Below are 13,226 nucleotides of genomic sequence, written 5' to 3' on the forward strand. Positions count from 1 at the left end.
CATTTCGGTGCCCAAAACGGTGATATAGAGGGTAAAAACACCTATGTTTGTAAGTGATACTGTATAAATATAGTGTGTTGGCGTGGCCCGACCCCATTTTATTCTTGCTTCTGCTACGGCAGTAGCCAGGGCCAGGGCGGTCAGGTGATTGCGGTCGTTATGTGCATGAAAATAAAGGAACATCATGAAATATGAATGGAGAAAAAAAGAAAAAGGAATCTACTTGCCACCAAATAAGCCAGTAGTAATTGAAATTCCAATTTATAAATCCTAAACGAGGCGATTTTGGTTTTGAACAGAAGTATCCTGGTAAAACACGGTAGAAAAAGCGGAATCGGCTGAGAATTTGAGACTATTTCTCCGGACAAGCCGTCCTGACCGAGTTTATTTCAGGCATATGTTCACATTTCTCTGCTTTTACGCGCACCCCTCCGCCGGTTTTACTCCGAATTTTGTTTTCCTGCCGGTTATGCGATAACCGGCGCTGTGCGGCACCGTTCGAACAGGTCCGGCAAGCGGAGGCTTGCCGCACAGGCCTTGGATACCTTCAAAATCGTTTCTCCACTGTGGGATACAATCTTGCCGGCGATATCGATCAGCCGTCTGCGCACCGTGGAGGCATAGGAACCGATCGATAATACCGGCGCACTGACATCTTGTTTAAACGATTCGAGCAGAAAATGACCGACCAGCATCATATAGTACCAGGCTGCATTGGGAGCGAATCGTTTGAAAGGCAGTTGTTCGTGACCGAAATCCTTCAACGCCCGGTTGGCCAATTCGTCGCTGCCGCGTTCATGATAGCAGGCGACGAGCCCATTGGTGGTCAGATATTCCACCGCCCCAGCTTTTTCCAGCATACCGTCGATCGCCTGGCCTTGACCGATGTTGGTGATAATGACGGTATCAGGGCGAAAGCCGGGAAGGTAAAGCTGTTTGCTGTCATCGTGCATCAACCGACAAAAAATCGCGCGGCGGAACCGTTTCCAGTTGCCTTGCCGGCAACCGAACTCGGCATATTGCCAGGCTTTCTTCTTGCCGGATTCGAACCGTTTCCACTTGGACGAATCCCAGTTGTCCGCCATATGCTTGATGTCTTTATACACCTTGCCGCCGCAGGCATAACCGACATGAAGCGTTTCGCAAATCTCGAAGATTTTCTGGTCGAAAAACCCGCTGTCCATGCGGATGATAATCGGCACATCCCCACGGTATTCGCATCTGATTTTAAGAACCATGTGCCGGATCATATTCAGGACCGTATCGCCGTGATTGGAATGTTTGTCCCCACTACGAAACACCGCATCGACAATGAAGCGCCCCCAATTCATCTGCAGGGGCTGAAAGCCCTTTTTCTTCTTGTATGTGGGCTTCACGCCGTGCCGGCATTTTGCATCGTCATTGTCCATGACCATCGTATCGATACCCAATTCGATCACATCGGGTTGCGTAATCCGCAGACGCCAGATGAAAAGGGTCTGCAAAAGGCGGCGGAACAAAAAGACGCGCGTCCAGGCGAATGCTTTGAAAAAGCGTTTGATTTGATGAGAAGAGGCCATGTCTTCGATTGGCGTCTCAATGCTGCCGGCATAGCCTTCATCACGGGAAATCTGGTCGAAGTATGCCAGGCGCCGACTGGTTCCATCGGCAAAAAAGCAGAGAACTTGTTTGAAAAGCTCTGTAATCTCAATTCCTTTTCGGTTTTTTCGGATGGATCCGAACCAGCGGTCGAACCAGCCAAAAACTTGAATGCCGTGCATATACGCCACGAACAGGGCCAGCCCGGCTCTTCCGGTCAACCGGTCGGAAGTCGTTTCGATGCGTCGAATTTTGAGTTCATTTTGTCGGTAGTTTTTGCTATGCTTGCTCATAGAGTCCTTTACCTATTGGGTGTGTTTACGCTTGTTGTAAACTTGGCGGTTTTTAACAAGCATTATAACACGTTATCCAATTTTAAAGGACTCTTTTTTTATGAAAATCGCGTATTTTAGGTAAATATTACACAATAAATGGAAACGGGAATCCAAACAGTTCATTTTTCGGAGAGTGCATTGAGGCATTGTATGCCACTTCTTACGCAATTAGGATGTCGTACAAAAAAGGTTTAGAACCTGAAAATTTTTATGAATATACGGTGTACCCCCTGGAAGGCATTTGGGATATTTCTGAAAAGGCAAAAGAATCATTTGACGGAACATTAGATAAGAACGAACTTGTCTTTACTCTGATGATTAGGCAACCCGATTTTGTCAACCGAGAATACGCCGTAAAAGCAAAAGAATGGGCTGAAAAGAAAAAATCCAATCCTCTTATTGAAAAACTTAAATTCAAGGAACTATCTGATGGAAAATGCGTACAAATGATGCATCTTGGTAGTTATGATAACGAACAGGTATCATTTGATATTATGGAAGAATTTTGTTCGCAAAATAATTTAAAACGGAAATCAAAACAGCATAAAGAAATATATATTTCTGACCCAAGAAAAGTAGACCCAGAAAAATTAAAAACGGTTTTACGTTTTGAAGTTGAATAAAAAAATCACATAACCATGCTTTTGCAGCGGAGCGCAAAAAGCGCGCGCCCGCTGAAAAGCGACGATAAGCTGGACCGCTCCGCGCTCCAGCTTATCGTCGCCGGCTGCTTCGCCATGGGCCTGAACTTGTCGCGCTGCGCGCTCCACTTATCAGGCCCATGGAGCCGACTGCGATTCTCGCCTCCGGCCCGAAATAAAAACCATTTCGTCCCGGAGCCTGCGAGTCTCGCGGCTCATCCGGCGACGTTAGCTATGGGCATTGAAATGTGGTAAGCATTCACGGGGTACTTTGATGGTCCGATTGGCTTCGCAAGTCCCCGAAATCAATACACAAAAGTAAGGTTCCTAACCATCTGGAATAATTCAAAATAAATCTAGATTTTTCTTTTTGGCTATGATAGGGTGCTTTTCATGGCACTCAAAAGACCTTTTTCGGAACTCGATTGGCAACTGACGCCAGAGCCGGTGCGTCATTACATCATGGCTCTGGAACGGACGCTTTTCGATATGGAACAGCGGATTGCACTCCACGAAAAACGGCTCGAGAAGCTCGAGGTTCGGACCCGGAAAAATTCTCACAACTCCAGCAAGTCACCGTCTTCCGATCCACCTTTTGCGAGGAAGAAGAGAAAGCAAAAAAAGAGCAAAAAGGCTAAAGGCGGTCAGAAAGGCCATAAGCCGCACCAGCAGCAAGTGCTGGACCCGACCGAGAGCTATTGGTTGACCCCGCAACGTTGCTCATGCGGGCATTCGGCTTTCGATCAGGAAAAGATGAAAACGTTTTACGTACATCAACATATTGAGCTTCCCGAAATCGAAATGCAAGTCAATCACTATCTTCTCCAGCAATGCGATTGCCCTAACTGCGGTAACGTGGTCAAAGCCATGCTGCCACCTGAGATGTCCACCGGTTACGGTCCTCGTTTTACCGCCTTTATCGGTGAACTGAGCGGCATCAAGGGCATGAGCCGAAACGATGTCAAAAAGTTGTGCGAATCTGTATTAGACATTCCCATTGCCACCGGAACCATCCAGAAAATTGTCGACCGCACCTCAAATGCGCTATTGCCAGTCTACGAACGCATCGGCCAGATCGCCCGACGCTTTTGGTGTAACTACATCGACGAAACATCCTGGTTTAAGCAAAATGATCTGCACTGGCTGTGGGCCATGGTAAATGAACGGGTGGCATTTTATCGTATCGACCCACACCGGTCTAAGGCGGCCTTCGAAAACTTAATCCAGGATTGGAACGGCATTCTGGTCAGTGATGGATACGGCCTATACCAAAAATGGGTGCACCGCCAAACCTGCCTGGCTCACCTGATCCGCAAGGCCGATGCCCTGACGGAAAGAAAGAAACCCGACCTTCGCCGCTTCGGAGAAATCGTCGCCGCCTGGCTGAGGCAACTGGTATCGTTTGCCAAAGAACCTCCCGACTCAAAACAGTGGTCGGATTTTTATACGTTCTTCTTGTTCACCGTCTCCCTTTGGGAGGAGGACAAGACCGATGCTGGTAGACTTGCCCGTCAGATCGTACGGGAAATGGACAGTCTGTGGACCTTTCTCGATCACCATGGCGTCGAACCTACAAATAATCGCGCTGAGCGGGCCTTACGTTTTGGTGTGCTGTGGCGAAAACGCAGTCTGGGAACCCAAAGCGAAAAGGGTAATCGGTGGGTCGAGCGGATCTTGTCACTGAAAGAGACCTGCCGTTTAAATGAAAAGCCCACGTTCCCATTTCTCGTGGAATGTATTGCTTCCTACTTTCGTAATATAATGCCTGACCTTTCCTGGATTTGATTCATACGGGAATATCCCGTGAACGCGTACGATAATGAAATGGAAAATATGCGTTATTATTTAAATATTAAGAAATGACATTAGAAAAACAAATCATTATAAAACAATCGCTAACATCTATATGGCCTCCGGTTGTCAAGGAAAAAACTTCTCTCATGGATCGGAATAATCAATTTCTAAGCGAACCTCTTCCGTCTCTTTTCTCGGATTCCTTGACAAGCAATTCGTTGGTTCCGGCTTGCGTCTTCGGTCGCGAGCGTCAGCGCGTTTGGATAACGCGTCTGCACCAAACATCTATCAGGATTGACTGATTTGCCAGATGGTTCTTTGACAATCAGCGTGCCACCTTAAGGCGGCTTCAGAATATATTTCGATTCCCTTATTCCGGCGCAGTCAAAGGTATCGGCTCGTCCGACGGGCGGACGTCCAGTTAGGGTGTCACTCGGATAAGGGGCAGAACACGATCACCACCGGTCAAGCTATCCGTATGCGTGGATGGAACCGAAAGGTGCCGCCAATCAAAGCATTGAGCTTCGGGCATCGGGTCCACTCTTTTTTCGCAGTCGGGCTGCATGTCTTAAATCGAGAGACTCAGATCCGCCCGTTTGATCTCAGTTATGCGATAAGTTGACACCTTCCGGTTCCACATCTATTGATCGAAGAATCGTTTCATGTTGAACGCCTCCTTGTTTTTGAGCATAAAGTAAATGGCCCGGCCCAGCTTGTGGGTGAAGATTCCCAGAGCCTTGCCTTTATTGTATTTGTGTTCCAGTTTGGAAACGAAATACTTTGCCTGGGATGAATCCCTGAGCATGAGGATCGCGGCTTCCTTGATCGCCCATTTGAGATGGTGGTTGCCGATCTTCTTGTTGCTGTGCCCGGCCCACTTGCCGTCGGACTCTTTTACCGGCCGGATCAGCCTGGCATAGGATGAGAAATCCTGTACCCTGGGAAACCGCCTGACATCATGGACCTCGTACAGGATTACCAGGGCCAGGATCTGCCCGACACCGGGGATTGAGCGCAGCAGATATAAAGTGTGGTAATCATGCTGGCGGGCGGTTTTTTCGATATGCCATTCAAGCTTTTTAAGAATCTGATTCATGGCATCGATCATGGCCAAGTCGACTTCGATGCTCTTTCTGACAGCCGGGTCTTCAAACCTTTCGGCGACACCGCCATGGTTGTATTTGCGTGACAATTTTTTCCTGAACGCCGGCAGGTTGTACTGGGTATTGGTGTTGTTAATATGGGCTACCAGTTCGCTGCATCGTCTCGACAGATACATGCGCCGGCGCAGCAGATCCCGTGTTGCCCGCCACTTGGCCGGATAGGGATAAGCGGTGGGAAAATTGCCGCCTTTGAGTAACATGGCGAGTTTGTAAGAATCGATTTTATCGTTTTTGGTTTTGCCGCCGTGGATGGCTTTCATGTATAATGCGTGTCCAAGGACGAAATCGATTTTGTGATCGGCGCACAGATCGGCCAGCCAGTACCAGCAGAAGACACATTCAACACCGACAACAACGTCTTCGATAAACGGGAACACCAGTTCGAAAAAGAGTTCCGGGTCGGTTTTGATATTCAGGTGAACAACAATTTTTCCTTTATGGTCGAGGATGCAGACATACATTTTCCTGGCATGCAGATCGACACCGCAGTAATACTTGTGCTGTCGGTTGTAAAATTTCATGATGTGCCTCCTTTTGCTTGGGTAAGTATTTGTTAGGGGTAACAAAAGTTTACCGTTGCAAGTGAAAGGGGGCAACCCATCATCATGTTTTCTGTTCGAGAATGGGGTATTAAAAAGCTCGTCGGAGAACAGGAAATATGATGATGGGTTTACACGACAGCCCCGTTTCTTTGGGAGGCCATAACTAGTATCAACTGCTTACACACGGACCGGGCGGGCAATTGCATTTTTCTGAAACACTACATTTGCTTTTATTGCAATCTTTTTTTGAAGATCTGTACAAGCACAACCCGCCCGTCAGGTGAAGCGAAACGTTAGGAAGGGAATCATGAAACCGAAAATCAGCATTATCACGCTTGGTGTGGGGGATCTGGAGAGGGCCACTCGCTTCTATGGCGAAGGTCTCGGTCTGCCAAAGCACGACTTTGAAGGCGGCAATATATCCTTTTTCAGTCTGGAAGGAACCTGGCTAGCGCTCTACCCGCGGGAAGAGCTGGCCAAGGACATCGGGTTAGCCGATCCCGCTCAGGTTGGCTTTTCCGGTATTACACTGGCTCACAATGTTGAAAGCAAATCAGAAGTTGATGCTGTCCTTAGTCAGGCAGTATCCGCAGGCGCGCAACTTATTAAACCAGCGGCGGAGGTTTTCTGGGGCGGTTACTCCGGTTACTTTCAAGATCCGGAAGGTCATTACTGGGAAGTAGCCTACAACCCTTATCAGGATCTGACGTAATGGCGGAACCATCGGCAGTTCCTAACAATCACAGGCACGGCGTCGGCTACTACATTGCGGCTTCGCCTCCATTCCGTAGCCGCGCGTGCTGTTGGCGTTATAAATCAATATGAATATTTCCAAAACATATATACTGCTCATAAGTGTGGTTCTTGTATTTATTGCAAGGGCCACTTGTCATGCAAATGAAACTGAAAAGAAGTTCATTGAGGCAGGACTAGTTGATATCCATACCATTGATGAATCGATTCGAGTTGATCTCGTGAATTCCGATTCTGATAAAAACTATTTCAGGGAGAATTTTTATGATGGCCTTAATAAGGCCTAAAATACGCGATTTTCACAAAAAAAGAGTCCTCTAAAATTGGATAATGTGTTATAATACTTGTTAAAAACCACCATGTTTACAACAAGCGTAAACACACCCAATAGGTAAAGGACTCTATGAGTAAGCATAGCAAAAACTACCGACAAAGTGAACTCAAAATCCAACGCATCGAAACGACGTCCGACCGGTTGACCGGAAGAGCCGGGCTGGCCCTGTTCGTGGCGTATATGCACGGCATTCAGGTTTTTGGCTGGTTCGACCGCTGGTTTGGATCCATCCGCAAGAACCGAAAAGGCCTTGCCATTACAGAACTTTTCAAACAAGTGCTCTGCTTTTTCGCCGATGGGACCAGTCGGCGCCTGGCATATTTCGACCAGATTTCTCGCGATGAGGGCTATGCCGGCAGCATAGAGACGCCAACTGAAGACATGGCCTCTTCTCATCAAATCAAACGTTTTTTCAAAGCATTCGCCTGGACTCGCGTGTTTTTGTTCCGGCGCCTTTTGCAGGCCCTTTTCATCTGGCGTCTGCGGATTACGCAACCCGATGTGATCGAATTGGGTATCGATACGATGGTCATGGACAATGACGATGCAAAATGCCGGCACGGCGTGAAGCCCACCTACAAGAAGAAAAAGGGCTTTCAACCCCTGCAAATGAATTGGGGACGTTTGATTGTCGATGCGGTGTTTCGCAGTGGGGACAAACATTCCAATCATGGCGATACGGTCCTGAATATGATCCGGCACATGGTTCTTAAAATCAGATGCGACTACCGTGGGGATGTGCCGATTATCATCCGCATGGACAGCGGGTTTTTCGACCAGAAAATCTTCGAGCTTTGCGAAAGGCTTCATGTCGGTTATGTCTGCGGCGGCAAAGTGTATAAAGACATCAAGCAAATGGCGGACAACTGGGATGCGTCCAAATGGAAACGGTTCGAATCCGGAAAGAAGAAAGCCTGGAAATACGCCGAGTTCGGTATCCGGCAAGGCAACTGGAAACAATTCCGCCGCGCGATTTTTTGTCGGTTGATGCACGATAACAGCAAACAGCTTTACCTTCCGGGATTTCGGCCTGACACCATCATCGTCACCAACATCGGTCAAGGTCAGGCGATCGACGGTATGCTGGAAAACGCCGGAGCGGTGGAATATCTGACCACCAATGGGCTCGTCGCCTGCTATCATGAACGCGGCAGCGACGAATTGGCCAACCGGGCGTTGAAGGATTTCGGTCACGAACAACTGCCTTTCAAACGATTCGCCCCCAATGCAGCCTGGTATTATATGATGCTGGTCGGTCATTTTCTGCTCGAGTCGTTTAAAGAAGATGTCAGTGCGCCGGTATTATCGATTGGTTCCTATGCCTCCACGGTGCGTAGACGGCTGATCGATATCGCCGGTAAAATCGTTTTCCACAGTGAGCAAACGGTCTTAAAGGTGACTAGGACCTGCCTGGAAAACCTACGCTTGCCGGAGTTGTTTGAACGGTGCCGCAAAGCGCCGGTTATCGAATAACCCGCAGGGAAAATAAAATTTGGAGTAAAACCGGTGGAGAGGTGTGCGCTAAAACAGGCTAAAATGCGCATATGACCACAACAAATTCGGTCAGGATAGCTTGTCTGCAGAAATAGTATCAAATTCTCAGCAGAACCCGATTTCTCTACCATGTTTTACCAGAATACTTCTGTTCAAAACCAAAATCGCCTCGTTTAGGTAAGGCTTATCTCCGTAGAGAAGTCGCTCAAAAATTATCCATAGCTCAAAAAGAATTAAAATCTGAATTCCCCGATTATTCAATTTTGGTCATGGATGCTGCTCGCCCAAGAAGTGTATCTCAACTTATGTATGATAAAATGAAGGGAACAAAGTTTGAAAAATTTGTTGCCAATCCTGATAAAGGATCAATGCACAATTATGGTATCGCTGTTGATGTAACAATAGTTGATGGAAGTGATAAAGAAATTGATATGGGATTTACACCTTTTTACAATAGCAACCTTTCAATCTACTGGGGTTATGCAAAACTCAAGATGTTTGATCTTAGCGAAGCACAAAAGAAGAACCGGGAACTTCTATCGAAAACAATGAAAAAGGCCGGATTTTTTCCTCTAAGTTATGAATGGTGGCATTTTAACGGATTGCCAAAGGATCTGGCCCGCAAAAAATATAAAATAATTGAATAATTTATAACATTTTGCTGCACGGGAGCGCAAAAAGCGCGCGCCCCGTGAGCATAGCGTTGGGCAGCAAAACTATGAAAAAACGAATTACAATCATTTACCTTATCGGAATGCACCTGCTACTGACAGTGGTTCTGCTCAAGAGCGATTTTATCGAACGGTTGCAGACCAAGCTTGGCATCCGACAATCGGAATTGTCTGCAGAAATCACCCAGCACTTTCAACGAATGCTTTGCTATCATAAGCGAGTAGACGGAAACGTGCCGGACGGATCGGTGATCTTCATCGGCGATAGCATCACACAAGGCTTGTGCGTCTCAGCAGTTACGTGCCCTTCGGTGAACTATGGGATCGGAAGTGACACGACTCTTGGCGTTCTCAAACGTCTCCCAGATTACAGGTCAATCGACAGGGCAAGTGTGGTCCTTCTCGCCATCGGCATAAACGACATGAAAAGACGCTCAAACGACGAGATACTCGAAAACTACCGACTCATTATTGAGAAAATCCCAAAGACCACTCCAATCGTTTTCAGTGCCGTGCTTCCTCTTGATGAAGAGTCGAGGGAGGAACGGCAAGGCCGAAACCAAGATCGCATCAAGCTGCTAAACTCAAGCATCCAAAAGCTTGCCAACACCAGCAGTCGTGTCTTTTTTGTAGATGCAGGCTCCCTACTTGTTGATGCATCAGGTAACCTTGCAGATAAGTTCCACGACGGTGATGGTGTTCATCTGAATTCAAAGGGAAATGAAATCTGGATCAACGCACTGCGAGATGGAATACAGAGAGCCCAACGAATAAGGATAGATCGTGAGAGCGAAGCGAGTCGCGATCTTATCCGGTTGTTGAACAAGCCCGATATTGAGGAATGATCTATTTATAAAGGAAATTACTCAACTTTCGGGATTCGCTAAAAATTGTATTGTTTTATAATAACAGTAAGATATCTTTGGTAACGTCGAAAAAGTACAAGCTGCATTGCCAATAAAACACTGCTATTTGTATCGAACACGATACGTAACCAATTGAATTTACATGTAGCTAAACGAATCCCGAAAGTTGAGAAATTACTTTTTCGGAAGAATGCAGGTAATAAAGCTCTTTGATAATCGTGACTTTTTTTGGGCGTACCGGTGCGACGGCCTTATCGTCGCAAGGCCGGGAAAAACGGTTAATCTTCCGCTAAGGATCGAGCTTTAAAATCCAAATAGAATCAGCGGCTCAGTTCAACGAGAATTATGTTTTGGCTATGCAAAACATGAATTCCTTATTCGATAAGTACGCCAAAGTGGAATAGTAGATACTAAGGGAGCTTAAGTCAATCAAACAAATTGTATTGACTAAACAACAGTTTATGATAGTCTTCGCAAGATTGCGAAATATTCGAATAAAATTCATTTTTGTTGTAAAATAGTCTTTTTTGCAGAAAGACAGATTTCCACTGAATAAATAAGTTACACGTCAGTACTGATGAAAATTGGTGTTTAAAATGAAAAAACTCCTTATAATATTCTTAATTTGTTTAGGGGCATATGCACTCGTATCCCGATATCCTGATAGTTTTTCTCTGAACTCTATAAAAACACTCCTGCCTTTTTCAAAAACAGAGCTTTCCACAAGCGATAGAGCTTTAAAAAATGCTTTTGAAAATAAAATAAACGGATTTCAAGTCGGTGGGTCAGGTAAAGTAATCATAATTCTACCAGACGATAATCAAGGTAGCAGGCACCAACGTTTTATTCTCAAATTGGAGTCCAGCCAAACACTGTTGATCGCTCACAACATCGACCTTGCCCCAAAAATCGAAAACCTTAAAGTCGATGATCATGTCAATTTTTATGGTCGATACGAGTGGAACTCAAAGGGTGGCGTTATTCACTGGACACACCATGATCCAAATGGCCAGCATGAAGGAGGTTGGTTAAATCATGGTGGAAAAATGTATCAATAGGCTTTCAAAAACGTGTAACCACGGTATAAACTCGGAACGGGGCCAAACTGCGGCCCCGCCCGGTTATGCCGAATGTTAAAGGTCAAAATATAAAATGCTGGAACAATTGGCTGGTATAATCCTATTAGGAATAGTTGTTTTTTATTTCTACTGGATTGTTTCAGCTGCAAGAAAATCTATAAAAGAATGGGCACCAATAAACGAGCTGACCATTATTTCAAAGCAATTTAGAATGTTTCGCACAGGTCCATTCATATTAACATGCAATAGGCCTGTATATAGAATTATTACTCAAGACACAAAAAACACTAAAAAGATTTATTGGATTAGATGCAATTCTTTTTTTTGTTTTAATCCAAGTAATCTTGAGGTTCGCACAGGAAAATAAGAGCCTTTAACCATCTTCTGCTCCCGACGCTCGTTCCTCGCGCCTGAGAGCAGAACGATAAGCTGGACCGCTCCGCGCTCCAGCTTATCGTCGCCGGCTGCTTCGCCATGGGCCTGAACGTGTCGCGCTGCGCGCTCCACTTATCAGGCCCATGAAGCCGACTGCGATTCTCGCCTCCGGCCCGAAATTAAAACCATTTCGTTCCGGAGGCTGCGAGTCTCGCGGCTCATCCGGCGACGTTAGGTGCGAAGGAGCAACATTTTATGCATAAAGCTAAATGGTCGCCCTTATGTAATGCTTTAAATACTTATGCTGAGTCTGGTAAAGGGCCACTTGATTATGTTAGAAGTCGGTCCGAAATTTTGAAAACTATACTGTTTTCAAGAAATATATTATTGCCGGCTCCTTCGTTACTTTGCAACCCTTGCGTTCAGGATTGGTTAAATGATGATCCAGAATTGATAGAATTCCTTTTGTCAACGAACAAAATTGTTAGTGTCTTAGATAATGATAGTAAGGATTTTACGTCCTTATTTAATTGGTTATATAATCGATCTTCGGTATCTTTACGATGGGTTGATGATCAAATTATAGAGAATACAGCAAAATACTTAGATAAAATGTACGCCTCAACAATGTCACATAGTACGAATTTTAATCACAACACACGTTTTATCTCATTAGATCAACTATCAAGCAGGAAGACACAATTGTCACTATCATTTGTTAATAATATTGATAGGTTGGTGAATGGTCTTGAAATTTTTAAAGATGATTTGAAGCAATATGCTTTGGATGAGTTAGATAGAGTCGGCACTTTACACGGCACTTGGTGGAATAATTTAGGCAAAAAAATTGATAAGAGGTTAAATGCTTATGATGAAATATTAAGTGAAGTTGGAACAATGGTATTTGACTTTGCGTATGCCTCTTGTGTCGGTGAAATCGTAGCAGGACATCCATATGGACAAGCCCCGTCAAGGCTTGTAGATGTTTCAAAAGAATTTTTGCCTAAAAACGATTTCGAGATAGATTTTATTAATGAAGATACAAGAGATATTGATGCGACGATACTGAAAGATCATGTATTAGTGTGTATTACCAAAGAACAATTCATCATCTTGGAGAATGAAACACGAACACAGAAAAATATTTATTTAAAAGCAATAGACGAATTGATGATTATGCCATCGAATGAAAACTTGATGGAAGCCAAATCAAGATTGGATGAATATGTCATTAGTTTGAGCCTTACGCTAAAAGATAAGGATTTTGGAATCGTTCATTTAAACAAAGAAAAGGTACGCTCTGCGGATAGTTCTTTAAAAATATGGCGATCCGCAGAAACTTTGTTCTGTTCCATTTGTGTTGGTGCTGCTGCATGCGGATTATCAAAATACATATCTGGTTCAGGTTCTAATATTGGGTTGATGTTAACTTTTTTTGCAAGCGCAATAACACTGCCTGTTAAAAAATATTTTTCTTCGAAAATAAAAGAAACTCAGGGTATATTATCTGAAAGACAACGTGTGCTGGACTATAAAAGGCCTATCAGTATGTCACTAAGAGTTAAAATACCTGATGATCAAGGCACAAAGGAGAAATAGAG

At 45.0% G+C, this 13,226-nt stretch carries 10 protein-coding genes; 8 read left to right on the forward strand and 2 right to left on the reverse strand.

Annotated features, from left to right (window positions below; all coding sequences use genetic code 11):
- Positions 1-467: 467 nt before the first annotated feature.
- Complete coding sequence (locus DSCA_RS26165) at positions 468-1,871, reverse strand: IS1380 family transposase (RefSeq protein WP_155315350.1); 1,404 nt, start codon at positions 1,869-1,871, stop codon at positions 468-470.
- Positions 1,872-2,005: 134 nt separating this feature from the next.
- Between DSCA_RS26165 and DSCA_RS26170 the strand changes: the two genes are divergently transcribed.
- Both DSCA_RS26170 and tnpC read left to right on the forward strand, forming a co-directional pair.
- Positions 2,006-2,536, forward strand: coding sequence for a GyrI-like domain-containing protein (locus DSCA_RS26170; protein ID WP_269434690.1), 531 nt, complete (start codon positions 2,006-2,008; stop codon positions 2,534-2,536).
- Between the two features lie 411 nt (positions 2,537-2,947).
- Positions 2,948-4,339 (forward strand): IS66 family transposase, encoded by a 1,392-nt coding sequence (gene tnpC, locus DSCA_RS26175; protein ID WP_155319251.1) that lies wholly within the window; start codon positions 2,948-2,950, stop codon positions 4,337-4,339.
- A gap of 649 nt (positions 4,340-4,988) precedes the next feature.
- Here the strand turns inward: tnpC and DSCA_RS26180 are convergent.
- On the reverse strand, positions 4,989-6,032 hold the full coding sequence (locus DSCA_RS26180; protein ID WP_155314958.1) for an IS110 family RNA-guided transposase: 1,044 nt from the start codon (positions 6,030-6,032) through the stop codon (positions 4,989-4,991).
- 328 nt (positions 6,033-6,360) lie between these two features.
- On the opposite strand from DSCA_RS26180, the gene DSCA_RS26185 reads away from it, so the two are divergent.
- The 6 genes from DSCA_RS26185 to DSCA_RS26210 all read left to right on the forward strand — a co-directional run bounded on the left by DSCA_RS26185 (position 6,361) and on the right by DSCA_RS26210 (position 13,224).
- Complete coding sequence (locus DSCA_RS26185) at positions 6,361-6,765, forward strand: VOC family protein (RefSeq protein WP_155319252.1); 405 nt, start codon at positions 6,361-6,363, stop codon at positions 6,763-6,765.
- 444 nt (positions 6,766-7,209) lie between these two features.
- Positions 7,210-8,613, forward strand: a complete 1,404-nt coding sequence (locus DSCA_RS26190) for an IS1380 family transposase (RefSeq protein WP_155314716.1) — start codon at positions 7,210-7,212, stop codon at positions 8,611-8,613.
- A 290-nt stretch (positions 8,614-8,903) separates the two neighbouring features.
- The gene (locus DSCA_RS26195; RefSeq protein WP_155319253.1) at positions 8,904-9,281 is read left to right on the forward strand and encodes a M15 family metallopeptidase; all 378 of its coding nucleotides are present in this window, start codon (positions 8,904-8,906) and stop codon (positions 9,279-9,281) included.
- A 71-nt stretch (positions 9,282-9,352) separates the two neighbouring features.
- Positions 9,353-10,150 carry a GDSL-type esterase/lipase family protein gene (locus DSCA_RS26200; protein ID WP_155319254.1) on the forward strand — a complete coding sequence of 266 codons (798 nt, stop codon included), beginning with the start codon at positions 9,353-9,355 and terminating at the stop codon, positions 10,148-10,150.
- Positions 10,151-10,767: 617 nt separating this feature from the next.
- A complete protein-coding gene (locus DSCA_RS26205; protein WP_155319255.1) occupies positions 10,768-11,229 on the forward strand; it encodes a DUF3465 domain-containing protein in 462 nt (153 codons plus the stop codon).
- Positions 11,230-11,880: 651 nt separating this feature from the next.
- Entirely contained in the window at positions 11,881-13,224 is a 1,344-nt protein-coding gene (locus tag DSCA_RS26210) for a hypothetical protein (protein WP_155319256.1), read from the forward strand.
- Positions 13,225-13,226: the final 2 nt, after the last annotated feature.

The organism is Desulfosarcina alkanivorans (assembly GCF_009688945.1).
Classification (GTDB): Bacteria; Desulfobacterota; Desulfobacteria; order Desulfobacterales; family Desulfosarcinaceae; genus Desulfosarcina; species Desulfosarcina alkanivorans.